Here is a 22,117-nt window from a genome sequence, read left to right as displayed (position 1 = left end):
CTGATGCGCCGGTCCACCGGCGCATCTTCGTTTGAAAGATCGGATTTTGCCGTGGACAAGCAGATAGAAGCGTCGCAACGGGCTCTGCCCATTCCGCGCTGGGAATTCATTGCGCTCTGCGCGGCGCTGATGGCGCTCAACTCCCTGGCTATCGATATCATGCTGCCTGCCCTGCAGCAGATCGGCGCCTCGCTCGGCGTCGAGAATGAAAACCATCGCCAATACGTCATCACCGCCTACATCCTCGGCTTCGGCGGCGGGCAGCTTTTCTTCGGTCCGATCTCCGATCGTTTCGGGCGCCGTGCGCCACTGGTTGCCGGCCTTATCATCTATGTCGCGGCAGTGGCTGCCGCGGCGATTGCCCCGACCTTCGCCGCGCTGCTTGCCTGCCGTGCCGTGCAAGGCGTCGGCGCCGCCGCGACGCGCGTCATCGCCGTCTCGATCGTACGTGACACGTTCGAGGGCCGCCGCATGGCCGAGGTGATGTCGCTGATCTTCATGGTGTTCATGGCGATCCCTGTCGTCGCGCCCGGTATCGGTCAGTTCATCATGCTTTTCGCCACCTGGCACTGGATCTTCGTCACCATGGCCGTCGGCGCGCTGATCGTGTCGACATGGTCGCTGCTGCGCCTGCCGGAGACGCTGCATCCGGAATACCGCCGCCCGCTTACGATCAACGCGGTTGTCGGCGGCTTCCGCATCGTGCTCACCAACCGCATCGCGCTTTGCTACGCCTTCGCCAGCACCTTCATCTTCGGCGCCATGTTCGGCTTCATCAATTCGGCGCAGCAGATCTATCTCGACGTCTTCCATGTCGGTGAGCTGTTCCCGCTGATCTTCGCGGGCGTCGCGGGCGTGCTCGCCTTCTCGAACTTCCTCAACGCGCGGCTCGTCGGCCGGATCGGCATGCGCCGCCTGTCTCAGAGCGCGCTGCTCTTGTTTCTCAGCATCAGTTTGATCTGGCTCGTCGTCTCGCTGGAGATTGAAATGCCGCTCTGGCTGTTCATTGCCTTCTTCGCCGGGGCGATGGTTCCGTTCGGCTGCCTTGGCGCGAATTTCAACGCTTTAGCCATGGAGCCGCTCGGCGAGCTCGCCGGCACGGCGTCCTCCATCCTCGGCTTCATGCAGACTTTTCTCGGCGGCATTCTCGGCACGTTGATCGGCCAGGCTTATAACGGCACTGTCACGCCTTTAGCCGCCGGCTTCTGCAGCGTGTCGGTCGCGGCGTTGCTGATGATCCTGGTCGCCGAGCGCGGACGGCTGTTCCAACCGCACAACCCGCCGGTGTGAGGTTTTAGCGCTTGGGTCAGTCGGCCCAGAGCTCGCGGCGCAGTTCGTCCCAACTTTGCTTGTCCGGCGCGACAAGCAGCCCGCCGTCGACATGCGACGGCAGATAGGCGCTGCCGTCGACGCGCGCGGCATGGCCGCCGGCCTCTTGGTGGATCAGCACGCCCGCCAGGTGATCCCAGGGCATCAGCTTGTTGTAGACGACGAAATGCGCATGCCCGCTCGCCAGCAGCCGGTATTCATGCGCCGCGCAGCGGTAGCCGAACTGCGACAGCGCCTTGGTATGGTTGCGCGCGAGCCGCGAGCGCTCCGGTTCCTTCAGATACTGCCACGAGACCGCGCCCGTCATCTGCGAGATGGGCACAGGCGCCGCAACCCGCACCTTTTCCAGCGCGCCATGCGCATGGCGGATATGGCTGCCCGCGCCTTTGGCGCCGATCAGCCAGTCCTTGCCGATGGGGTCGTGGATGATGCCGACGACCGTCTCGCCATTGACGACGACGCCCAGCATGACGCCGAACAGCGGCACGCCGGAGGCGAAATTGAAGGTGCCGTCGACCGGATCGATGACGAAGGCAAGTTCGGCATCGCCCAGACCGGCGAGCAAGGCCGGATTGTCGGAGCAGGCCTCCTCGCCGACGATCATCGCCGAAGGGTAACGCTCGCGCAGCCTGGCGGTGATCAGCCGTTCGGCATTGACGTCCGCTTCGGTCACCAGATCGGCGGCCGAGGTCTTCTGGCGGACATCGCCCTCGCCCAGCCGCCGGAAGCGCGGCATGATCTCGGCCCTGGCTGCATCGGCGAGAAGATCGGCCAGCCAGTCGATCGCACGGTCGTCAAACGTCATCGGAAATGTCTTGCCCTGTGGTGAGACGCGCATCGAGCGCGGCGAAGTCGAACAGTTTTCGGTCAAGCAGGTGCGAAGGCCGCACATTCGTCATGGCGCGGATCATCGTGTCCTTGCGGCCGGGCATGCGCTTCTCGATGTCGTCGAGCATCGCCTTCATGGCGTTGCGCTGCAGCCCTTCCTGGCTGCCGCAGAGGTCGCAGGGGATGATCGGGAAATTCATCGCGCCGGCGAATTTCTCGAGATCGGCCTCGGCGCAATAAGCGAGCGGGCGCAGAACCATGACGTCGCCCTCGTCATTGATCAGCTTGGGCGGCATGGCGGCGAGACGCCCGCCATGGAAGAGGTTCATGAAGAAGGTTTCGAGGATGTCCTCTCGGTGGTGGCCGAGCACCAGGGCGGCGCACCCCTCCTCGCGCGCGACGCGGTAGAGGTGCCCGCGCCTCAGCCGCGAGCAGAGCGAGCAATAGGTGCTGCCCTCGGGCAGCTTGTCTGTGACCACCGAATAGGTGTCCTGGTACTCGATGCGGTGTTGAATGCCGTTGGCGTTGAGATAGTCCGGCAGGATGTGCTTTGGAAAGTTCGGCTGACCCTGGTCGAGATTGCAGGCGAGCAGCTCGATCGGCAGCAGGCCGCGCCATTTGAGGTCGAGCAGCAAGGCAAGCAGGCCGTAGGAATCCTTGCCGCCGGAAAGCGCCACCAGCCAGCGCTCGCCGGGCTTCACCATGGCGAAGTCTTCGATCGCCTGACGGGTGAGCCTCAACAGCCGCTTGCGCAGCTTGTTGAACTCGACCGAGGACGGCACATCGCGGAACAGCGGATGAAACCCGCCCTCCGGCTCGTCGGCGATCGGTTCAAGCGATTTGATGCCAAGTGATTTGGTATCTGGCAGCATGTTCATGGTGCAAATGCCCCACGGGGTCCTGGTTGCCGCCCGGCTTAGCGGACCTGGCCGACAAAGAAAAGGCCGCCTCGTGGGCGGCCTTCGATCGCGTTGCTGACCGGCTTTCGATCAGCGCGAATAGAATTCGACGACCAGGTTCGGTTCCATCTGCACGGCGAACGGCACGTCCGACAGGCCAGGAACGCGGGCAAAGGTCGCGGTCATCTTGTTGTGGTCGGCCTCGATGTAGTCCGGCACGTCACGCTCGGCGAGACCCACCGATTCCAGCACGATGACGAGCTGCTTCGACTTCTCGCGCACCTCGATGACATCGCCCGGCTTGCAGCGGTACGAACCGATGTTGGTGCGCTTGCCGTTGACGTTGACGTGGCCGTGGTTGACGAACTGACGGGCGGCGAAGATGGTCGGCACGAACTTGGCGCGATAGACGATCGCGTCGAGGCGCGATTCCAGCAGGCCGATCAGGTTCTCGGAAGTATCGCCCTTGCGGCGGTTGGCCTCCTCATAGACCTTACGGAACTGCTTTTCCGAAACGTCGCCATAGTGGCCCTTCAGCTTCTGCTTGGCGCGCAGCTGCAGGCCGAAGTCGGAAAGCTTGCCCTTGCGGCGCTGGCCATGCTGGCCGGGGCCGTATTCACGCTTGTTGACCGGAGACTTCGGGCGGCCCCAGATGTTTTCGCCAAGACGGCGGTCGATCTTGTATTTCGCGGATTCGCGCTTGCTCATCGCATTCCCTTTCAAAACAATATACCCGGAACCCCATGGCTCCGGGTGAAGGAAACGCGCCCTCCTCTGGCCTCCGTTTTCGAGACCTGACAGGGTTTTCCACGCAACGCGACGGAAAAGCCCACGGGACACGTCAGTTCGAACAAGACCGCCGGCACGCCGGTGAGATCTTGCCCATGCAAAAGAAACCACCGGGCGTCGCCACCCGGTGTTGATGGCCTGTTAAACAGAGATTTAACCGCTGTCAAGCTTGTGACTGGCGACGCAACGGCCGACCCTATACCATTCTGCGTTGCATGCGGTGCCGGATGTGGCGGACGCCGACGGCATCAGGGTGGGGGCGCAACCATTTCGGGACGTAGCTTTGCCCTGACACTTGATGAAGGGACTGAAGCAGAGGAGTCCGAATTCCCATGAAGAAGTTCTTCCTTACCTTGACCGGCGCCGCGGTGTTGGCGGGGTCGATGGCGATCATGACGCCGGCGCCCGCCATGGCAAGGCACTGGCACAGCCACACGCAGGTGTGCCGCGTCGTGGTGAAGAAAAGAGTCGTATGGCGTCACGGCCACCGCTACGTCGTTCGTTACAAGGTACGGCACTGCTGGTGGCGCCGGTAAGTTGGTTGCTTTGAGCCCAACAAGGCGAAGCCCGCGGCTATCCCGCGGGCTTTTTCAATCCGGTGCCCGACTCCGACCTGGCGGCAGCTCACGACTTCTTGCTGGGCAGGCCCTTGCGCTTGGTTTCGGCGAATTCCTCGAGCTGCTTCTCGCTCATCGATTCATACATCTCGCGCGATGCGCCTTTGAGCTCGCTTTTCTTGATCTCGCCGCGTTTGGCCGCGAGTGCCGCGCCGGCCGCCTTTTGCTGAGCTTGTGATGTGGCAGGCATGGTGGATCCTCCTTTGCTGTGAGGAGAACGCTGCGGCACAGGCCGCAGTTCCAGCGCTAACGCGTATCTCCCGAAAGTGGGAACCGGTTCGGGGCAATCAAAAACCTGAAGCGCAAGGAGCGAACCTGAAAGATCGCGATGCGCTTTAGCCTGCGGTCAATCCAAAGCCCTGGATGAGCCGTTTCGTGGCGAAATCCACCTTGCCCGAGGTGAAGACCGCGATGTCGGCCTCGTTCTCCCCCGACGGTTCGCTGACGGGTTCGAGCAGCGACATGGCCCGTCGCGCGATGGCTTCCGCCGGATCGATCCAGTCGACCGGCCAGGGCGCCGTCTTGCGCATGCGGTTGGCGAGGAACGGATAATGCGTGCAGGCGAGCACGACGATGTCGGTGCGCATGCCGTCGCGCTCGATGAAGCAGGGCGCGATCTCGGCGCGCACGGCCTCCTCATCGACAAAGCCCTCGCGCATGTAGATCTCCGCCAAACCCGCCAGCCTGTCGCTGCCGACCAGCCGGACATGGCACTTCTGCGCCCATTTGCTGATCAGGTCGCGCGTGTATTGGCGCTTCACCGTGCCCGGCGTCGCCAGCACCGAGACCAGGCCGGAACGCGTGCGCTCCGCGGCCGGCTTGATCGCCGGCACGGTGCCGACGAAGGGATGGCCGGGGAATTTTTCGCGCAGCGCATCGATCACCAGGGTCGAAGCGGTGTTGCAGGCGATGACCGAAATCGCCGGCTGCAGGCGGTCGAGCAATTTGCCGAACAGCGAAAGGATGTGTTCCTTGAGCGCCGGCTCTTCCCAAGCACCATAAGGAAATGCCGCGTCGTCGGCGACATAGATGAAGCGACGGTCCGGCATCAGGACGCGTGCCTCGCGCAGCACCGTCAGCCCGCCGATACCGGAATCGAACATCAGGATCGGGCTGTGGCTTGATCGATCATTCATTGTCATCGGACCAAAAGCAGACCTTGGCCCGTGATTTGGCCAAGGCGCTTCTATCTTGAACGATCATGGTGTTGAAGTGGCAAATGCCAGCAGCTTTTGCGCAGTCTTGAAATTGCTCAGAGCCCGCGCTTGCCGAACCCCGCGGGCTTCGGCCGGCCAAACGGCTGCGGCGCCGGCGCGGAACGCGCGGCAGCGCGCGGCGCAGCGGTAGCGACGCTCGTTGTCGTGCGCTCGGCGCGAGTTGGTGCCGGCAACGAACCTTCGAAATCGAAAACCTCTGTCAACTCATTGATATTGCTGCCGGCGACAGGCTTCGCCCACAGGATCGTGCACCAGAGGCCGAAAATGGAGAGGCCGAGCAGGTTCAGGCCGCTTGGCGTGCTTTCCGGATTGCCGAAATCGATCACCAGCAGCGTGCCGGCCTGCAGGAAGGCGTAGATGGCGGAAAGGACGATGTAGGCCCAAAGGATCCACTTGGCCCCGTTGGCATCGCGGCTGCGGCGCCAGGCGATGTTGCCGCGCAGCGCAACGAAGAGAAGAGACACAATAAGCGCGGCGCCGGCCAGGCCCTGCCGCGACGAACCCGGCATCGAATCGATCAATCCCGCAAAGCCGATCGTTGCGGCAATGCAGAGCACGATCGCCACCGCCTCCGCTATGAACAGAGCGAACGAATAGAAGAAGAAACGCAGACGGCCGATATTGGACGTGAACATATGCCACCCCACCGTTGCAATAACGATGGATCAAAACCGAATAATATTCGGTTACTTCGAAGGCTCAGGGCTTACAGATTTTAACTTTCTTTGTCCGCCACTCGTTTCCGTGCGGCCGGCAGCCGCCTCGGATCGTCTCCCGGCGAGCCGTCGCCGCGCGGCATTGCCGGAGAGAACCGGTCGAGCGACGAGATGATGCCGCGCAGCACCTTCAGTTCCGGCTCGGCGAATCCTGCCCGCGTCAGCACGGCGCGCAGATTGTCGACCATCTTCGGCCTCTTCTCCTCCGGCCGGAAATAGCCGCGCGCCTCGAGCGCGCCTTCCAGATAGGTGAACAGGCTGTGCAACTGTTCCTTGGTCGCCGGAACCAGCTCCGGTCCGGAGAAATTGGTCGCGGTCTCGTCGGCAAGACCGGACTTCATCCACTCATAGGACATCAAAAGCACCGCCTGCGCGATGTTGAGCGAGGAAAAGCCTGGATCGACAGGAAAAGTGACGACCTCGTCGGCAAGGCCGACCTCGTCATTATAGAGGCCGAAGCGCTCGCGGCCGAACAGGATTCCGGTGCGCAGCCCGGCCTCGACGCGGGCTCTCAGCGCCCTGCCCGCTTCCACGGGACCGCGCACCGGTTTGAAGCCGTCGCGCTCGCGTGCCGTGGTGGCGAAGACGAAGTTGAGATCGGCGACCGCCGAGGCCAGATCGTCGAACACCTTCGTTGCATCGATGACATGGTCGGCGCGGCTGGCGGCGGCCCGCGCCTTCTCGCTCGGCCAGCCGTCGCGCGGATTGACCAGGCGCAGCTCGGAAAGGCCGAAATTCGCCATGGCGCGGGCGACCATGCCTATGTTCTCGCCGAGTTGCGGCTCGACGAGGATGATCGCCGGTCCGGTGGTCTTGGCGGGGTCTTTTGCGGTTGGCATGGCTTTCGGTAACCGGGGTTTGCGGCGTTTCGGCGTCCCCTGCCATATCCGGCCCGGAAAATGAAGCACTCACAAGCGCGGCACTCGTCCATAGTGGTAGGGATCGCGGTTTGCGCGCTCAAAAAGGCTTTGATATACGCTCCGCAACCCCGGCCGAAACCATGCGGGCAAGGCCGTTAATATCCTCCAGCAACGAGGCATTCTTTCCATGGCGAAGATTAAGGTGGCGAACCCGGTCGTCGAGCTCGACGGCGACGAGATGACCCGCATCATCTGGCAGTTCATCAAGGACAAGCTGATCCACCCTTATCTCGACATCAAGCTCGACTATTACGACCTCAGCATCCAGCACCGCGACGACACCAACGACCAGGTGACAATCGACTCGGCCAACGCCATCAAGAAATACGGCGTCGGCGTGAAATGCGCGACGATCACGCCCGACGAGGCCCGCGTCGAGGAATTCAAGCTGAAGAAGATGTGGAAGTCGCCGAACGGCACCATCCGCAACATCCTCGGCGGCACCATCTTCCGCGAGCCGATCATCATGAAGAACGTGCCGCGCCTGGTGCCGGGCTGGACCAAGCCGATCGTCGTCGGCCGTCATGCCTTCGGCGACCAGTACCGCGCCACCGATTTCCGCTATCCCGGCAAGGGCAAGCTGACGATCAAGTTCGTCGGCGAGGACGGCACAGTGATCGAGCATGACGTTTACGACGCGCCCTCCTCCGGCGTCGCCATGGCCATGTACAATCTCGACGAGTCGATCCGCGAATTCGCCCGCGCCTCGCTGAACTACGGCCTGCTGCGCAACTATCCGGTCTACCTCTCGACCAAGAACACCATCCTCAAGGCCTATGACGGGCGCTTCAAGGACATCTTCCAGGAAGTCTACGAGAAGGAGTTCGAGGCCGAGTTCAAGGCGAAGAAACTCTGGTACGAGCACCGGCTGATCGACGACATGGTGGCCTCTAGCCTGAAATGGTCGGGCGGCTACATCTGGGCCTGCAAGAACTATGACGGCGACGTGCAGTCGGACACGGTGGCGCAAGGTTTCGGCTCGCTCGGACTGATGACCTCCGTGCTGATGACGCCGGACGGCAAGACCGTGGAAGCGGAAGCCGCGCACGGCACGGTCACCCGCCACTACCGCCAGCACCAGAAGGGCGAGGAGACCTCGACCAACTCGATCGCCTCGATCTTCGCCTGGACGCGCGGCCTCGCCCATCGCGCCAAGCTCGACGACAACGCCGAGCTGAAGCGCTTCGCCGAGACGCTGGAAAAAGTTTGCATCCAGACCGTCGAGTCCGGCTTCATGACCAAGGACCTGTCGCTGCTGATCGGCCCCGACCAGCCCTGGCTGTCGACCACCGGCTTCCTCGACAAGATCGACGAGAACCTGCAGAAGGCCATGGGGTGAGAAGTGCCGAGCATTGTTGCCAGCGAAAGGGTCCGCCTTTGCGCTGGCAATAACGCCGATCTCTGTCAGGCTATTTTCAAGGCGCATGGGCTAAGTGATCTGAGGAACGACTTCGTCTGGTCGAGCGACCGGCAAGCACCTCCTTACTACCCCAATGTCGCTACTCTGGATGCCGATGCCGTAGCGGTCCAACTTGCGGAAATAGCCAGACTGACATCCGTCCTTGCTACCAGCTTTTCGGTCAAGGACGGGTTCTGCCGTCTCGATCTCCAACCGCTCGGGTTCAGTCAGCTCTTCGAAGCAAGCTGGATCTGGACGGACCTAAGTCATCCGACGAGGACGCCTTCCGGTTGGGAGCGTGTTGAGGACGCTGCCAGCTTGGAGATGTGGGAATTTGCCTGGGCGGATCGCGCAAGTCCCTCCAACGGCCGTGTCTTTCCAGCGGCAGTCCTGGCCGACCCCGCAATCGCTATCCTTGGCCGACGGACAGCTGACGGCTTTGCCGCCGGCTGCATAGCCAATAGATCCGAGTTGGTGACTGGGTTGTCAAATGTCTTTGCCACGGATGGCAGTCCGACATATCGGGATGCAGTGCGGGCAGCAGCCAATGCGTTTGCTGGATGTCGCGCGCTGGTAGCGTATGACCGCGACGCCGGGTTGGATGAAGCACTGACCTGCGGCTTTCAGGCCGCCGGCCCGCTGCGTGTCTGGGTACGGGACAGCCAAGACAAAGAGGAATAGCAAATGGCAAAGCCGATCCTCTACGGCGCCGACTACAGCGTCTATGTCCGCATCGCCCGGATGACGCTGGAGGAAAAGGGCGTCGACTACGAGCTCGCCCCTGTCGACATATTCGCCGCCGACGGCATTCCGGCCTGGTATCTCGAGCATCACCCGTTCGGCCGCATCCCGGCCTTCGAGCATGACGGTTTTCGGCTGTTCGAGACCAGCGCGATCGCGCGCTATGTCGACGAAGCCTTCGACGGTCCGCCCCTGCAACCGGCCGACCCGCGCGGCCGCGCGAGGGTGGACCAGATTATCGGTATGCTCGATGCCTATGGCTACCGCGCCATGGTCTGGGACGTCGCGGTCGAGCGGCTGGAAAAGATACCGGCCGATGAGAGCCTGATCGCCGGCGGGCTCGGCCAGGCCGAGACCGTGTTGAAGGTACTGACGTCGCTGAAGGCGAAAGGCCCATGGCTGCTTGGCGACCAGTTGACGCTGGCCGACCTGCACGCAGCACCGATCATCGCCTATTTCGTCAAGGTTGCCGAAGGCCGCGATCTGCTGGCGCGCTTTGCGGATATCGAGGAGTGGTACATGCGCGTCGCCGCCCGCCCGAGCTTTGTCAAGACCGAGAAGGCCGGTTGACGCAGGCATCTCGGCCTGCAGCGGGTGGCCGGCTCTAAAACCCGATCTCGGGCCTGGTTACCATCAGCCAGAGGATCGCAACCACGGCGCCAAAGGCAGGAAAGCCGAAGGCGAACCAGATGCGGAAGAGGCGCTTTTCCTCGTCCGGCAAAGGAGCCCGTTCACGCGTAGCCTGCCGTGCCAGATCGCGTATACGCATCTGGATCCAGACGACCGGCAGCCAGAATGCGCCGGCAACGGCATAAAGCAGCAACGAAAGCACGATCCAGCCTTGGCTGAGTGGCCATCCCATCTCGCGCGCCAGCAACGCGCCGGTGATCGGCTGGACCACGACAGCCGTCGCCGTGAAGATGGCGTCGGCAATCACAACTGTCCCGGCGACATGAGCGACGATCTCGGGCTTGCCGGTCCGCTGCGCCATCAGCATGAAGAACGCTATGCCGGCACCGGTGCCGAACAGCACCGTGGCACCAATCACGTGCAGCCAGCGCAATATGTCGGCCCACAGGCTCATCGCTCTTCCAAAATCGCCAAGGCCACCAGGACGAGGCAAAGCATGGGTACGGCCTTGACGATGGCCCCGAGAGGATCGAGCCACAGATCGGGGGCAAGCATGGTCGCAGCCGCAAGATAGAGCAAAGTGATGGCGACCATCGCCAGCAGCACCAATCGTGCGAGGGGTCGCACGACAACCGCGGCGCCGACAACGATGTCCGCTACGCTTCCCGCAAGAACCATTCCAAGCGCAGCGGCGGGCGGCAGGCCGCGCGAGACGAGAATGTCGGCGGCCGCATCGTGCCGGGCGAGCCCGACAACGCCTGAAGCCAGCCAGAACGTCGACAGGATGGCAAACACGATCGGCTTCAGCAGCCAAAGACGCGCGAACCACCGCTCCTGAACATGCGCCGGCATTACCGCCAGCGTTGCTTCCAAAGGCTGCGGAGGGCGGCCCGTGATTTCGGCCCAGGGTTTCGGGTTACCGGTCACGCCCTTCTCGAGCGCGGCAAGCGCCGCGCTGCGCAAGGGAGATCGCCACCCGAGAAGGCCGAGTCGATCCGCGACTATGCCAGCGAGCCGGCCGACAATCGCCGGCACTGCCACGACCGGCGCCTTGGGCAGGCCGAGCCAGGCTCGGAATTCAAGGAGGACGGCGCCAAGAGGTCTGGCCCGTTCCTCGACGAGATCGATGATCTGCCCGCGCGCCAGGGACCCGCCAACGGCGCGCGATACCGCCTCGGCGACATCCGCGACAGACACCGTCTGGATCGGTCGATCCGCAAGCACGGCTGGCACGAACCATGGAAACGCAGCCAGCGCACGCAACAAAGCCGTTCCGCCATAAGCGCCCTGCGCGATGACCAGGCCTGGCCGCAGGATCGTCCATTCCAAGGAGGATGACGCGACAGCGCGATCACCTTCGGCCTTGGTCCGAAAGAATGCGTTGTCGGAATCGAGATCGGCGCCGATCGCCGAAATCTGCACCAGTCGGCGTACACCGGCCTGTTCGCAAGCAGTAACGAGAGCAGCGACCGACCGCCGATGGATGGCGTCCAGATGATCGCGCGAGCCGTCCTGCAAAGCACCGGCGGCGTTCACAACCGCCTCCACGCCGGCCAGCAAGGGAATCCAGTCCGCCGCCGCGAGCAATCGCGACATGTCCGCTGCGATCCATTGGGCACGAGGCTTGCGCCGCCGCGCCTGCACGACGTCACGGCCAAGCCCGACCAGGTCGTGGCCGTCTTCAATCAATCGTTCAAGGACGGCTTCTCCGATCAGGCCGTAGCCGCCAAGAACGAGGACCTTCATCGGGCCGTCACGCGGCTTCGAGCGCCGCCCTTACCGCCGCGATAGCGTCGTCCGCTTTGGACGCGTCGGGGCCGCCGGCCTGCGCCATGTCGGGACGCCCGCCGCCGCCCTGCCCGCCTAGCGCGGCAGAGGCGACGCGGACGAGATCGATGGCGCTGAAACGGCCTGTGAGGTCCTCGGTGACGGCGACCACCACGCTCGCCTTGTTGTCCTCGCCGGCGCCGACGAAGACCACGACACCGGAGCCAACCGTCTTCTTGCCGGCATCGGCAAGCGGCTTCAGGTCCTTCGGCGCAACGCCGCTGACGGCCTTGCCGAGGAAGCCGACGCCGGCGACCGTCTCGTTTGCGGCCGGGGCATCGGACACGGCCGTGCCGGCGCCAAGCGCCAGCTTCTTGCGCGCCTCGGAGAGATCCTTCTCGAGCTTCTTGCGCTCCTCGAGCAGCGTCTCGACGCGGGCCGGCACATCGGCCGGCGAGATCTTCAGGGTCGCGGCAGCCGCCTTCAGGCGTCTGTCCTGTTCGTCGAGGTGCCTGCGCGCCGCCTCGCCGGTCAGCGCCTCGATGCGGCGCACGCCGGCCGCGACTGCGCTGTCCGACAGGATGCGCACCAGGCCGATATCGCCGGTCGAACGGACATGCGTGCCGCCGCAGAGCTCGACCGAATAAGGCCGGTTGGCCCTGGCGCCATGCAACCCAGTTCCCATCGACACCACGCGCACTTCGTCGCCGTATTTCTCGCCGAACAGCGCCATGGCGCCCTCGGCGATCGCATCGTCGACCGACATCAGGCGCGTCGTCACTGGGCTGTTCTGCACGACGATCTCGTTCGCCATGCGCTCGACATCCTCGAGCTCTTCCGGTGAGATCGGCTTGTTGTGCGAAATGTCGAAGCGCAGCCGTTCGGGCGCGACCAGCGAGCCCTTCTGGGCGACATGGGTGCCCAGCACCTCGCGCAGCGCCTCGTGGATGAGATGCGTCGCGGAATGGTTGGCGCGCAGCTTCGAACGGCGCGCATGGTCGACCTTGAGCTCGACGGCAGCGCCGGTTTTGACCGTGCCGCGCGTCACCTTGCCCAAATGCACGAACAGGCCGTCGGCTTTCTTCTGCGTATCGGAAACCTCGATCGAGAAGCCGTCGCCTAAGATTATGCCGGTATCGCCCATCTGGCCGCCGGATTCGCCATAGAACGGCGTCTGGTTGACGATCACGGCAACGGCGTCGCCTTGACCGGCGCTGTCGACAGTCTTGCCGTCCTTGACCAGCGCCTGGATCAGACCTTCCGCCTCTTCCGTCTCGTAGCCGAGAAAATCGGTCGCGCCCACCTTCTCGCGCACCGGAAACCAGACCGTCTCGGTCGCCGCTTCGCCCGAGCCCGCCCAATGCGCGCGCGCCTCTGCTCTCTGCCGCTCCATCGCATTGGTGAAGCCGGCCAAATCGACGGAGATGCTGCGCTGGCGCAGCGCATCCTGCGTCAGGTCGAGCGGGAAGCCGTAGGTGTCATAGAGCTTGAAGGCCGTCTCGCCGTCCAGCATGTCGCCGGCGCCGAGCGTCTCCGTCGCATCCGCCAGCAGCCCGAGTCCGCGCACCAGGGTCTTGCGGAAGCGCGTCTCCTCGAGCTTCAGCGTCTCGGTGATCAGCGCTTCGCCGCGGCTCAGTTCGGGATAGGCCTGGCCCATTTCGCGCACCAGCGCCGGAACCAGCTTCCACATCAGCGGCTCCTTGGCGCCCAAGAGCTGCGCATGGCGCATGGCGCGGCGCATGATGCGGCGCAGCACATAGCCGCGGCCTTCGTTGGACGGTAGCACGCCGTCGGCCACCAGGAAGGAGGTCGAGCGCAGGTGATCCGCGATCACGCGGAAGGACGCAACGTTCTCCTCATTGGGACCGTGGCCGAGCGCCGAGGACGCGGCATCGATCAGGTGCTTGAACAGGTCGGTCTCGAAAACGCTCTCCACCCCCTGCAGGATGGATGCCATGCGCTCCAGGCCCATGCCGGTGTCGATCGATGGACGCGGCAGGTCGATGCGCTCTTCCTTCGTCACCTGCTCATACTGCATGAACACCAGGTTCCAGAATTCGAGGAACCGGTCGCCGTCCTCCTCCGGGCTGCCGGGCGGTCCGCCCCAGATGTGCTCGCCGCGGTCGATGAATATCTCCGAACAAGGGCCGCACGGTCCGGTGTCGCCCATCGCCCAGAAATTGTCCGAGGTCGGGATGCGGATGATGCGATCGTCGGAGAAGCCGGCGATCTTCTTCCAGTAGCCGGCCGCCTCGTCGTCGGTGTGATAGACGGTGACCAGGAGCTTGTCCTTCGGCAGGCCGAATTCCCTGGTGATCAGGTTCCAGGCAAGCTCGATCGCGCGCTCCTTGAAATAGTCGCCGAACGAGAAATTGCCGAGCATCTCGAAAAAGGTGAGATGGCGCGCGGTATAGCCGACATTGTCGAGGTCATTGTGCTTGCCGCCGGCGCGCACGCTCTTCTGCGCGGTCGAAGCGCGCGAATAAGGCCGCTTCTCCAGCCCGGTGAAGACGTTCTTAAACTGCACCATGCCGGCGTTGGTGAACATCAGCGTCGGGTCGTTGCGCGGCACAAGCGGGCTGGAGGCGACGATCTCGTGACCCTCCTTGCGGAAGTAGTCGAGGAATGTCGACCGGATGTCGTTCACGCCACTCATGAGTACTGCCTTTTCGCGAGAACCGCCGGCTTAGCCGGCGGCAAATGGGCTTTCGGTTCCGAAGATAGATTGGCCTTTTAGCCGTAGCTCTTGACCCTGTCCAGAAACACGGAATTGGGCCAAATCAGACGTCGCCGGCGGCCCTGCGCTGCCCGCAAACGCAAACCGCCGACACGAAGGCCGGCGGTTCGGAACGCAGTACCAGGAACTCAATTACATAAGCATATTCAGATATAATAAGATTATGGCCAAACTCCGGCCGATTGCCTCGCGCAATTCCGGACGGAAAACCGCGACGCACTTTCCTGGAATTGCTCCCGCCTACACGGCACCGGCTTCGTCCTCGAAGCCGTCGTCGCCGCCTTCGGAGCCGCCATTCTCGAGGAATTTTTCCGCGATCAGCCCGGCATTCTGCCTCAGCGCCAGCTCGATCTCGCGCGCCGTGTCCGGATTGTCGCGCAGGAACAGCTTGGCGTTCTCGCGGCCCTGGCCGAGACGCTGCGAATTGTAGGAGAACCAGGCGCCCGACTTCTCGACCACGCCGGCCTTGACGCCGAGATCGACGAGCTCGCCGGTTTTCGACACGCCCTCGCCATACATGATGTCGAACTCGACCACCTTGAAGGGCGGGGCCAGCTTGTTCTTCACCACCTTGACGCGGGTCTGGTTGCCGACCACCTCGTCGCGGTCCTTGACCGAGCCGATGCGGCGGATGTCGAGCCGCACCGAGGCGTAGAATTTCAGCGCGTTGCCGCCGGTGGTCGTCTCCGGCGAGCCGAACATGACGCCGATCTTCATGCGGATCTGGTTGATGAAAATGACCATGGTGTTGGAGCGCGAGATCGAGGCGGTCAGCTTGCGCAGCGCCTGGCTCATAAGGCGGGCCTGCAGACCGGGCAGCGCGTCGCCCATCTCACCCTCGATTTCGGCGCGCGGCGTCAGCGCCGCGACCGAATCGACCACCAGCACGTCGATGGCGCCCGAGCGCACCAGCGTGTCGCAGATCTCCAGCGCCTGCTCGCCGGTGTCGGGCTGCGAGATCAGCAGGTTCTCGAGGTCGACGCCGAGCTTGCGGGCATAGACCGGATCGAGCGCATGCTCGGCGTCGACGAAGGCGCAGATGCCGCCCTTCTTCTGGGCTTCCGCGACCGTGTGCAACGCCAGCGTCGTCTTGCCCGAGCTTTCCGGTCCGTAGATTTCGATGATGCGGCCGCGCGGCAGGCCGCCGACGCCGAGCGCGATGTCGAGGCCCAGCGATCCCGTCGGCACGGTTTCGATCTCGACCACCTGCTCGTTGGCGCCGAGCCGCATGATCGAGCCCTTGCCGAACGCGCGCTCGATTTGCGACAGCGCCGCATCCAGAGCCTTTGATTTGTCCACTGCCTTATCCTCTACAAGCCGCAAAGTGTTCTGAGCCATGATACATCACCCCTTGGTCGTCAATGAAGGCCGGACAATCCGTGATCCCTGCCGTTTTGTACCTTTTTTGTTCTCGCTTGGCAAGAGGCAGCAACTGACTGAAAAACAATCAATATCTGGATTTGTTCTAATTTTGTCTCACTAAACCTGGAGCGCGCCGGCGCCGCTGGCCCAAAAGAGACTTCGATATCCAGCCGACTCGAATCGCGGGCCCGATTGCGGGGCGATGCGTGGAAACCTAGTGTGCGCACGCGAACAATCAACGAAGGTATGACGCCTGCATGCCGACATCTCCAAGAATCCTGGCGCTGGGCGGCGCCCATATCGACCGGCGCGGCCAGGTGTCGGGTGCTTACGTGCCCGCCGCCTCCAACCCCGGCGTCATGCGCGAGGATGTCGGCGGCGGCGTCTTCAACGCGCTGCGCAGCGTGGTGAAGCGCGGCGTGTCGGCCTCGCTGCTTTCGGTGCGCGGCGGCGATGCGGCGGCTGAGACGGTCGCCTCGGCGATCGCCGGGGCCGGTATCGCTGACCTGTCGGTGGTATTCCTCGACCGCACGACGCCGAGCTACACGGCGTTGATCGACAGCGAGGGCGAACTGATCGTCGGCTTTGCCGATATGGGCCTCTACGACCTCGCCTTCCCCAAGCAGATCCGCCGCGCCAAGGTCCGCGAGGCGATCGCTGAGGCCGACGCGATCCTTTGCGACGCGAACCTGCCGACGGCGGCGCTGGAACGACTGGTGGCGCAGGCTGGCGACAGGCCGATCTTCGCCATCGCCATCTCGCCGGCCAAGGTCGTACGGCTGGCGCCGCTGCTCGGCAACCTCTCGCTGCTGTTCATGAACCGCCGCGAGGCGGCGGCGCTCGCCGGCGCTGACATGTCGGGGCTGGAGCTTGTCAACGCGCTCAGGCGGGTGGGGCTGACGGCGGGCGTGGTCACTGCCGGCGGCGCCCCAGTGCTGGGCTTCGACGAGTCCGGCGTCTTTGCCATCGACCCGCCCGCCCCGCGACGGGTCGCCGACGTCACTGGCGCCGGCGATGCGCTGACGGGCGCTACAGTCGCGGCGCTGCTGCGCGGCCAGCCTCTGCGGGCGGCGCTGCGCGAAGGCGTTGCCGCGGCGACGCTCGCCATCGAGAGCGCCGAGGCAGTGCCAGCCTTCACCGCCTCCAGTTTCGCGCAGGCGCTGGCCCTTGTGCCGGAGGCACGGGAGGTGGCATAGGGCCACCAGATCATCTTGCCGGAGCATTTTTTTCGCTTCGATCGGAGACAGACATGACGCCTGAGACCGCCCGCCCCTTCATCGACATCCATCCGCCGGTGGCTGAGGCGCTCGCCGCCGGCAGGCCAGTGGTGGCGTTGGAAAGCACCATCATCACCCATGGCATGCCCTACCCCGACAATGGCGCCATGGCGGCCAAGGTCGAGCAGATCATCGTCGATGGCGGCGCGGTGCCGGCGACGATCGCGGTGGTCAACGGCCGCATCAAGATCGGGCTGTCCGATGGCGAGCGCGAATCGCTCGCCATGACCGGCGACGCCATGAAGCTGTCGCGCGCCGATATCGGTTTTGCCGTCGCGCAAGGGCGCACCGGCGGCACCACCGTTGCCGCCACCATGATTGCCGCGCATATGGCGGGCATAAAGGTTTTCGCCACCGGCGGCATCGGCGGCGTCCACAAGGGCGCCGAGAAGAGTTTCGATATCTCGGCCGACCTCGACGAGCTGGCGCGCACGCCGGTCATCGTCGTCTCGGCCGGTGCCAAAGCGATCCTCGACATCGAAAAGACGCTGGAAGTGCTGGAAACGCGTGGCGTCCCGGTCATCGGCCATGGCAGCGAGACCATGCCGGCCTTCTGGTCTAGGCAGTCGCCCTTCCGCGCGCCGCTGACGCTGCACGCGCCGGAAGACATCGCGCATTTCTACCGGACGCGCCAGGCACTCGGCCTTGGCGGCGGCATTCTCGTCGCCAATCCGGTGCCGCAGAATGACGAGATCCCGGCCGCCGAGATGGATGGCTACATCCAGGCCGCGCAGAAGGCCGCCGAGGCGCAAAGCGTCACCGGCAAGGCGGTGACGCCCTTCCTGCTGTCGAAAATCCTGGAATTCACCGGCGGCCGCAGCCTCAAGACCAACATCGCGCTGGTCGAGAACAATGCGCGGCTGGCGGCGGAGATCGCGAAGGCACTGTAAAAGCTACTCGAACGTCCAGCAGCCCGGCTAATCGCGACAGCCGAGTTCCTTCGCACCCTCCTCTGGCCTGCCGGCCATCTCCCCCGCAAGGGGGGAGATTGGACGTCAACGCCGATTTCGCCAATCGCCAACGCTGCAAGAAGAGCGTCGGCGGTAAAGCTGCTGATCTCCCCCCTTGCGGGGGAGATGTCCGGCAGGACAGAGGGGGTGGGCGGGAACTCGGCGTTTCCAGTAGTCCGACACAAGCCGCGACGCTCGAAAGTTGCCGCTTCACTTCCCCGCCCTTCGCCCAGCCTCATAAGCCCGGCGCGCCCAGACCGCCATCTCGTCGGGATCGTCGAAGGCGCTGTCCGGAACGCTCCAATAGGGCATCGCCACCTGCTTGCCGTGCCGCGAACCGGTATAGGTCCACTGGCTGCAGCCGGCAGCTTCGAAATCGGGGATGGTTTCCTCGTCCGCCTTCAGCAGCAGTTCGCCGCGCACGACGACCGCGACGATGACGCCGTGGCAATAGATACCCTTGCCGCCGAACAGTTTTCGAATGCTGATCGGTCCGAGGCTCTCGAACAGGTCTTCAAGGCGGTCATTGTCCATGCCGCAATCATCTCATCCGGCATGGGCCTTGTCATCGCCGCAACCAAAAGCATGCTGACAGGTTGAGAACCTGAAAACGGAGTTCCCGCCATGCCTGTCCTGCTCAAAGGCTCCTGCCGCTGCGGCGCCGTCCGCTTCGAGGTGGAAAGCCACACGCCGGTGCCGTTCATGCTCTGCTACTGTTCGATCTGCCGCAAGCAGCAGGGCGGCGGCGGGTTTGCGATCAACCTCGGCGCCGACTACGACACGATGAAAATCCGAGGCAAGCGCGGCCTCGGCGTCTACCGCGCCGAGATCGAGGACGACGAGCATCCGCGCTGCGAAGTCTCGACCGGCGAGCGCAATTTCTGCAAGAAATGCGGCGCCGCGCTATGGCTCTACGACCCGACCTGGCCGGACCTGGTCCATCCCTTCGCCTCGGCAATCGACAGCGACCTGCCGAAGCCGCCGGAAAAGGTGCATCTGATGCTGAAATACAAGGCGAACTGGGTCGAGCCTGTGATCGGCAAGAACGACAAGGTGTTCGACGTCTATCCGGAAGAATCGATCGCCGACTGGCACAAGCGGACAGGGATGTGGGTGGATTGAGGCCGGCCGCCGGCCAATCTTAGTCGCCGGCCTTTGCCAGATCCGCCAGCGCCTCTCCGGTCAGCCGGAAGAACTGCTTCTCCGACTGCCTTATGCCGCCAAGGCTGTCGTAGAAGGTGAGCAGCCGCTGGTTCTCGCGATCCGCCGTCCAGTCGACGCGGCCATGGCCGCGCTCAAGGGCGGTGCGCGCCAGAGCCTGCATCAGTAGGCGTCCAGCGCCGCTGCCTCGACTGGCTTTCGAAACGAACAGCTCCTTGAGAAAGAAGCCGCCTCGCAGGCCCGGCCCCGGATAAATCGTCGAGAAGATTGCGAAACCGACGATCCTGTCCGTTTCCGCGACAAGGATCTCCACGCCTGCCGGCAGGCCAGCGAGATCGGCAAGGATTGTTTCGAACGATGGGCACGGCACATGATAGTGCCGCTGCATCTCCACGAAAAGCTGTGCCAACCCCGCATTGTCGGCGACGACATGTGGCCGCACTGCAAGTGGAGCCGTCACGGTTTCGCACTCGACTGCCATCCGGTCACTGTCTCGAAGAAAATGGTCGCGATTGGCCGCTCAGGCCGAGGCACGCGCCTCGGCAAGCGCCTTGAGATCGGCCGGCTTCAGTTCGACGGACTCGCCGCAGCCGCAAGCCGAGCTCTGGTTCGGGTTCTTGAAGGTGAAGCCGGTGCGCAGCGTCGTCTGCTCGAAATCCATCTCGGTGCCGAGCAGGAAGAGAGCGGCCTCAGGCGCAACATAGACATGCGCGCCGTCGCGCTCGACATGGTCATCCTTGGCGCTCGGCTCGGTGACCAGGTCGATCGTGTATTCCATGCCGGCGCAGCCGCCTTTCTTGATGCCGAGGCGAATGCCATGCGCATTCTCGCGCGTGGCGACGATCTCGCGCACGCGGTCGGCGGCCTTGTCGGTCATCGTGATGACGGCGAAGCGTCCCATGTCATTCTCCACGTTCGCGCGGGTTCAAGGCCCGCGGAATGAGTCTGTCCTTAAGATGGTGAAATTTCACCTCTGCTGCAAGCCAACCAGTCCTTGTCGGGTTGTCGCTTAATACCACCCGACCGCGACCTGCGCTTCTTCCGACATGCGGTCCGGCGTCCACGGCGGGTCGAACACCATGTTGACTTCGACGCCTGAAACGCCCTCGACGGCGCCGACGGCGTTCTCGACCCAGCCCGGCATTTCGCCGGCCACCGGGCAGCCCGGCGCGGTCAGCGTCATGTCGATCTTGACCGAGCGGTCGTCCTCGATGTCGATTTTGTAGACGAGGCCGAGCTCATAGATGTCGGCGGGGATTTCCGGATCGTAGACCGTCTTCAGCGCCGACACGATGTCGTCGGTCAACCGCGCCAGCTCGTCGGCGGGGATCGCCGAGGCCGAGACGACGCCGTTCCCGGCGGTTTCCGCTGCGGTCTCTGCGGTGGTGCTCACATCGTCCATGGTCGTCACCCGAAGAACTTTCGCGCCTTTTCCAGCGCATCGGCCAAAGCGTCGACTTCGGCCCTGGTGTTATACATGCCGAACGATGCCCTGCATGTGGAGGTCACGCCGAAGCGTTTCAACAGCGGCTGGGCGCAATGGGTGCCCGCCCGCACTGCCACGCCCTGCCTGTCGATCACCATCGACACGTCATGGGCATGGATGCCCTGCAATTCGAACGAGATGATGGCGCCCTTGCCCGGCGCGTCGCCGAAGATGCGCAGCGAGTTGATCGCGCGCAGCCGCTCATGCGCGTAATTCTTGAGGTCCGCCTCATGCGCGGCGATGCGTTCGCGGCCGACCTTCTCCATGTACTCGAGCGCCGCGCCCAGCCCTATCGCCTGCACGATCGGCGGCGTGCCGGCCTCGAAACGGTGCGGCGGCTCGTTGTAGGTGACGATGTCCTGCGTCACCTCCTCGATCATCTCGCCGCCGCCCATGAAGGGGCGCATCTCTTCCAGCATATGCTTCTTGCCGTAGAGCACGCCGATGCCCGACGGGCCGTAGACCTTGTGGCCGGTAAAGACGAAGAAATCGCAGTCGAGATCCTGCACGTCGATCGGCATGTGCACGGCGCTCTGGCTGCCGTCGACGAGTACGGGAATTCCACGCGCGTGGGCGATGCGCACGATCTCCTTGATCGGCGTCACCGTGCCCAGCGCGTTGGACATGTGGGTGATGGCGACGAGCTTGGTGCGGTTGGTCAGCCGCTTCTCGAATTCCTCGATGTGGAAGGCGCCGAGATCGTCGACCGGCACCCAGACGAGCTTCGCGCCCTGCCGCTCGCGGATGAAATGCCAGGGCACGATGTTGGAGTGGTGCTCCATGATGGAGAGCACGATCTCGTCGCCCTCGCCGATCCTCGGCATGCCCCAGCCATAGGCGACCGTGTTGATCGCCGAGGTGGTGTTGGAGGTGAAGACGATGTTGTCGGTGCTCGGCGCATTGAGGAAGTGGCGCACCGTCTCCCGCGCCTTCTCATAGGCATCCGTGGCGGCATTCGACAGGAAATGCAGGCCGCGATGGACGTTGGCATATTCCTGGGAATAGGCATGCTGGATCGTGTCGAGCACCACCTGCGGCTTCTGCGCCGAGGCGCCGTTGTCGAGATAGACCAGCGGCTTGCCGTAGACCTGCCGCGACAGGATCGGGAAGTCGCGGCGGATCGCCTCGACGTCGTAGGGAGTGGTTTCGATCTTCTGGTCCATTTCGAAGTCCTTGCCGGCCGTGGCCGCGATCCTTCCAACACCCCTCATCCGACCGAGCTTCGCTCGGCCACCTTCTCCCACAAGGGGAGAAGGTCTAGCGCCTTACCTTCTCCCCTTGTGGGAGAAGGT

At 63.8% G+C, this 22,117-nt stretch carries 24 protein-coding genes; 8 read left to right on the top strand and 16 right to left on the bottom strand.

Annotated elements, in window-relative coordinates; genetic code table 11:
- The first annotated feature begins 90 nt into the window (after nt 1-90).
- Nucleotides 91-1,290: a multidrug effflux MFS transporter gene (locus EJ070_RS24265; RefSeq protein ID WP_189350692.1), complete on the top strand. Its 1,200-nt coding sequence runs from the start codon at nt 91-93 to the stop codon at nt 1,288-1,290.
- A gap of 16 nt (nt 1,291-1,306) precedes the next feature.
- On the opposite strand, the gene EJ070_RS24260 is transcribed toward EJ070_RS24265, so the two are convergent.
- The 3 genes from EJ070_RS24260 to rpsD form a co-directional block, all read right to left on the bottom strand.
- Complete coding sequence (locus EJ070_RS24260) at nt 1,307-2,134, bottom strand: inositol monophosphatase family protein (RefSeq protein ID WP_126093609.1); 828 nt, start codon at nt 2,132-2,134, stop codon at nt 1,307-1,309.
- The gene (ttcA, locus tag EJ070_RS24255) at nt 2,124-3,035 is read right to left on the bottom strand and encodes a tRNA 2-thiocytidine(32) synthetase TtcA (RefSeq protein ID WP_126093608.1); all 912 of its coding nucleotides are present in this window, start codon (nt 3,033-3,035) and stop codon (nt 2,124-2,126) included. The genes EJ070_RS24260 and ttcA overlap by 11 nt, the downstream gene beginning before the upstream one ends.
- 111 nt (nt 3,036-3,146) lie before the next feature.
- Nucleotides 3,147-3,764 carry a 30S ribosomal protein S4 gene (gene rpsD / locus EJ070_RS24250; RefSeq protein WP_126093607.1) on the bottom strand — a complete coding sequence of 206 codons (618 nt, stop codon included), beginning with the start codon at nt 3,762-3,764 and terminating at the stop codon, nt 3,147-3,149.
- A 413-nt stretch (nt 3,765-4,177) separates the two neighbouring features.
- Between rpsD and EJ070_RS24245 the strand changes: the two genes are divergently transcribed.
- Complete coding sequence (locus EJ070_RS24245) at nt 4,178-4,381, top strand: hypothetical protein (protein ID WP_126093606.1); 204 nt, start codon at nt 4,178-4,180, stop codon at nt 4,379-4,381.
- A gap of 88 nt (nt 4,382-4,469) precedes the next feature.
- Here the strand turns inward: EJ070_RS24245 and EJ070_RS24240 are convergent, their stop codons facing one another.
- From EJ070_RS24240 to EJ070_RS24225, 4 genes are all read right to left on the bottom strand, one after another.
- On the bottom strand, nt 4,470-4,652 hold the full coding sequence (locus EJ070_RS24240; RefSeq protein WP_126093605.1) for a DUF3008 family protein: 183 nt from the start codon (nt 4,650-4,652) through the stop codon (nt 4,470-4,472).
- A 145-nt stretch (nt 4,653-4,797) separates the two neighbouring features.
- On the bottom strand, nt 4,798-5,598 hold the full coding sequence (gene murI / locus EJ070_RS24235; RefSeq protein ID WP_126093604.1) for a glutamate racemase: 801 nt from the start codon (nt 5,596-5,598) through the stop codon (nt 4,798-4,800).
- 116 nt (nt 5,599-5,714) lie between these two features.
- Nucleotides 5,715-6,314, bottom strand: coding sequence for a hypothetical protein (locus EJ070_RS24230; RefSeq protein WP_126093603.1), 600 nt, complete (start codon nt 6,312-6,314; stop codon nt 5,715-5,717).
- Nucleotides 6,315-6,394: 80 nt separating this feature from the next.
- Complete coding sequence (locus EJ070_RS24225; RefSeq protein WP_126093602.1) at nt 6,395-7,234, bottom strand: RNA methyltransferase; 840 nt, start codon at nt 7,232-7,234, stop codon at nt 6,395-6,397.
- Between the two features lie 208 nt (nt 7,235-7,442).
- On the opposite strand from EJ070_RS24225, the gene EJ070_RS24220 reads away from it, so the two are divergent.
- Genes EJ070_RS24220 through EJ070_RS24210 form a run of 3 tightly spaced genes read left to right on the top strand, consistent with a single transcriptional unit; the run spans nt 7,443 to nt 10,025 of the window.
- Entirely contained in the window at nt 7,443-8,654 is a 1,212-nt protein-coding gene (locus EJ070_RS24220; protein ID WP_126093601.1) for an NADP-dependent isocitrate dehydrogenase, read from the top strand.
- 3 nt (nt 8,655-8,657) lie between these two features.
- Nucleotides 8,658-9,395 (top strand): hypothetical protein, encoded by a 738-nt coding sequence (locus EJ070_RS24215; protein WP_126093600.1) that lies wholly within the window; start codon nt 8,658-8,660, stop codon nt 9,393-9,395.
- A 3-nt stretch (nt 9,396-9,398) separates the two neighbouring features.
- Nucleotides 9,399-10,025, top strand: a complete 627-nt coding sequence (locus tag EJ070_RS24210; protein WP_126093599.1) for a glutathione S-transferase family protein — start codon at nt 9,399-9,401, stop codon at nt 10,023-10,025.
- Between the two features lie 34 nt (nt 10,026-10,059).
- Here EJ070_RS24210 and EJ070_RS24205 read toward each other — a convergent pair whose 3' ends face one another.
- The 4 genes from EJ070_RS24205 to recA all read right to left on the bottom strand — a co-directional run bounded on the left by EJ070_RS24205 (nt 10,060) and on the right by recA (nt 15,927).
- Nucleotides 10,060-10,539 carry a DUF2269 domain-containing protein gene (locus tag EJ070_RS24205; RefSeq protein WP_126093598.1) on the bottom strand — a complete coding sequence of 160 codons (480 nt, stop codon included), beginning with the start codon at nt 10,537-10,539 and terminating at the stop codon, nt 10,060-10,062.
- Entirely contained in the window at nt 10,536-11,831 is a 1,296-nt protein-coding gene (locus tag EJ070_RS24200; RefSeq protein ID WP_126093597.1) for an SDR family oxidoreductase, read from the bottom strand. The genes EJ070_RS24205 and EJ070_RS24200 overlap by 4 nt, the downstream gene beginning before the upstream one ends.
- Before the next feature lie 7 nt (nt 11,832-11,838).
- Complete coding sequence (gene alaS / locus EJ070_RS24195) at nt 11,839-14,508, bottom strand: alanine--tRNA ligase (protein ID WP_126093596.1); 2,670 nt, start codon at nt 14,506-14,508, stop codon at nt 11,839-11,841.
- 321 nt (nt 14,509-14,829) lie between these two features.
- On the bottom strand, nt 14,830-15,927 hold the full coding sequence (gene recA, locus EJ070_RS24190; protein WP_126093595.1) for a recombinase RecA: 1,098 nt from the start codon (nt 15,925-15,927) through the stop codon (nt 14,830-14,832).
- A gap of 281 nt (nt 15,928-16,208) precedes the next feature.
- Between recA and EJ070_RS24185 the strand changes: the two genes are divergently transcribed.
- Nucleotides 16,209-17,147: a carbohydrate kinase family protein gene (locus EJ070_RS24185; protein ID WP_126093594.1), complete on the top strand. Its 939-nt coding sequence runs from the start codon at nt 16,209-16,211 to the stop codon at nt 17,145-17,147.
- 53 nt (nt 17,148-17,200) lie between these two features.
- Nucleotides 17,201-18,118 (top strand): pseudouridine-5'-phosphate glycosidase, encoded by a 918-nt coding sequence (locus EJ070_RS24180; protein ID WP_126093593.1) that lies wholly within the window; start codon nt 17,201-17,203, stop codon nt 18,116-18,118.
- 270 nt (nt 18,119-18,388) lie between these two features.
- On the opposite strand, the gene EJ070_RS24170 is transcribed toward EJ070_RS24180, so the two are convergent.
- Nucleotides 18,389-18,712, bottom strand: a complete 324-nt coding sequence (locus tag EJ070_RS24170; RefSeq protein WP_126093592.1) for a TfoX/Sxy family protein — start codon at nt 18,710-18,712, stop codon at nt 18,389-18,391.
- Between the two features lie 90 nt (nt 18,713-18,802).
- Between EJ070_RS24170 and EJ070_RS24165 the strand changes: the two genes are divergently transcribed.
- The gene (locus tag EJ070_RS24165) at nt 18,803-19,300 is read left to right on the top strand and encodes a GFA family protein (RefSeq protein WP_126093591.1); all 498 of its coding nucleotides are present in this window, start codon (nt 18,803-18,805) and stop codon (nt 19,298-19,300) included.
- A 19-nt stretch (nt 19,301-19,319) separates the two neighbouring features.
- On the opposite strand, the gene EJ070_RS24160 is transcribed toward EJ070_RS24165, so the two are convergent.
- The 4 genes from EJ070_RS24160 to EJ070_RS24145 form a co-directional block, all read right to left on the bottom strand.
- Nucleotides 19,320-19,727: a GNAT family N-acetyltransferase gene (locus EJ070_RS24160; protein ID WP_245464961.1), complete on the bottom strand. Its 408-nt coding sequence runs from the start codon at nt 19,725-19,727 to the stop codon at nt 19,320-19,322.
- A 132-nt stretch (nt 19,728-19,859) separates the two neighbouring features.
- Complete coding sequence (gene sufA, locus EJ070_RS24155) at nt 19,860-20,240, bottom strand: Fe-S cluster assembly scaffold SufA (protein WP_126093589.1); 381 nt, start codon at nt 20,238-20,240, stop codon at nt 19,860-19,862.
- 108 nt (nt 20,241-20,348) lie between these two features.
- Complete coding sequence (locus EJ070_RS24150) at nt 20,349-20,741, bottom strand: SUF system Fe-S cluster assembly protein (protein ID WP_126093588.1); 393 nt, start codon at nt 20,739-20,741, stop codon at nt 20,349-20,351.
- A 5-nt stretch (nt 20,742-20,746) separates the two neighbouring features.
- Entirely contained in the window at nt 20,747-21,988 is a 1,242-nt protein-coding gene (locus EJ070_RS24145) for a cysteine desulfurase (RefSeq protein ID WP_126093587.1), read from the bottom strand.
- Nucleotides 21,989-22,117 lie beyond the last annotated feature (129 nt).

This window comes from Mesorhizobium sp. M1E.F.Ca.ET.045.02.1.1 (assembly GCF_003952485.1).
GTDB lineage: Bacteria > Pseudomonadota > Alphaproteobacteria > Rhizobiales > Rhizobiaceae > Mesorhizobium.
The sequence above is the reverse complement of the archived record's forward strand: the minus strand, read 5'-3'. Positions and strand labels throughout refer to the sequence as shown.

What these genes read in the sequence shown, in the direction of transcription:
- recA (WP_126093595.1), bottom strand. Translation starts at nt 15,927, where the DNA reads ATGGCTCAGAACACTTTGCGGCTTGTAGAGGATAAGGCAGTGGACAAA.
- rpsD (WP_126093607.1), bottom strand. Translation starts at nt 3,764, where the DNA reads ATGAGCAAGCGCGAATCCGCGAAATACAAGATCGACCGCCGTCTTGGC.
- EJ070_RS24150 (WP_126093588.1), bottom strand. Translation starts at nt 20,741, where the DNA reads ATGGACGATGTGAGCACCACCGCAGAGACCGCAGCGGAAACCGCCGGG.
- EJ070_RS24160 (WP_245464961.1), bottom strand. Translation starts at nt 19,727, where the DNA reads ATGCAGCGGCACTATCATGTGCCGTGCCCATCGTTCGAAACAATCCTT.
- EJ070_RS24240 (WP_126093605.1), bottom strand. Translation starts at nt 4,652, where the DNA reads ATGCCTGCCACATCACAAGCTCAGCAAAAGGCGGCCGGCGCGGCACTC.
- EJ070_RS24220 (WP_126093601.1), top strand. Translation starts at nt 7,443, where the DNA reads ATGGCGAAGATTAAGGTGGCGAACCCGGTCGTCGAGCTCGACGGCGAC.
- EJ070_RS24170 (WP_126093592.1), bottom strand. Translation starts at nt 18,712, where the DNA reads ATGGACAATGACCGCCTTGAAGACCTGTTCGAGAGCCTCGGACCGATC.
- EJ070_RS24225 (WP_126093602.1), bottom strand. Translation starts at nt 7,234, where the DNA reads ATGCCAACCGCAAAAGACCCCGCCAAGACCACCGGACCGGCGATCATC.
- EJ070_RS24205 (WP_126093598.1), bottom strand. Translation starts at nt 10,539, where the DNA reads ATGAGCCTGTGGGCCGACATATTGCGCTGGCTGCACGTGATTGGTGCC.
- EJ070_RS24180 (WP_126093593.1), top strand. Translation starts at nt 17,201, where the DNA reads ATGACGCCTGAGACCGCCCGCCCCTTCATCGACATCCATCCGCCGGTG.
- EJ070_RS24210 (WP_126093599.1), top strand. Translation starts at nt 9,399, where the DNA reads ATGGCAAAGCCGATCCTCTACGGCGCCGACTACAGCGTCTATGTCCGC.
- sufA (WP_126093589.1), bottom strand. Translation starts at nt 20,240, where the DNA reads ATGGGACGCTTCGCCGTCATCACGATGACCGACAAGGCCGCCGACCGC.
- murI (WP_126093604.1), bottom strand. Translation starts at nt 5,598, where the DNA reads ATGAATGATCGATCAAGCCACAGCCCGATCCTGATGTTCGATTCCGGT.
- EJ070_RS24200 (WP_126093597.1), bottom strand. Translation starts at nt 11,831, where the DNA reads ATGAAGGTCCTCGTTCTTGGCGGCTACGGCCTGATCGGAGAAGCCGTC.
- EJ070_RS24230 (WP_126093603.1), bottom strand. Translation starts at nt 6,314, where the DNA reads ATGTTCACGTCCAATATCGGCCGTCTGCGTTTCTTCTTCTATTCGTTC.
- EJ070_RS24165 (WP_126093591.1), top strand. Translation starts at nt 18,803, where the DNA reads ATGCCTGTCCTGCTCAAAGGCTCCTGCCGCTGCGGCGCCGTCCGCTTC.
- EJ070_RS24185 (WP_126093594.1), top strand. Translation starts at nt 16,209, where the DNA reads ATGCCGACATCTCCAAGAATCCTGGCGCTGGGCGGCGCCCATATCGAC.
- ttcA (WP_126093608.1), bottom strand. Translation starts at nt 3,035, where the DNA reads ATGAACATGCTGCCAGATACCAAATCACTTGGCATCAAATCGCTTGAA.
- alaS (WP_126093596.1), bottom strand. Translation starts at nt 14,508, where the DNA reads ATGAGTGGCGTGAACGACATCCGGTCGACATTCCTCGACTACTTCCGC.
- EJ070_RS24245 (WP_126093606.1), top strand. Translation starts at nt 4,178, where the DNA reads ATGAAGAAGTTCTTCCTTACCTTGACCGGCGCCGCGGTGTTGGCGGGG.
- EJ070_RS24260 (WP_126093609.1), bottom strand. Translation starts at nt 2,134, where the DNA reads ATGACGTTTGACGACCGTGCGATCGACTGGCTGGCCGATCTTCTCGCC.
- EJ070_RS24145 (WP_126093587.1), bottom strand. Translation starts at nt 21,988, where the DNA reads ATGGACCAGAAGATCGAAACCACTCCCTACGACGTCGAGGCGATCCGC.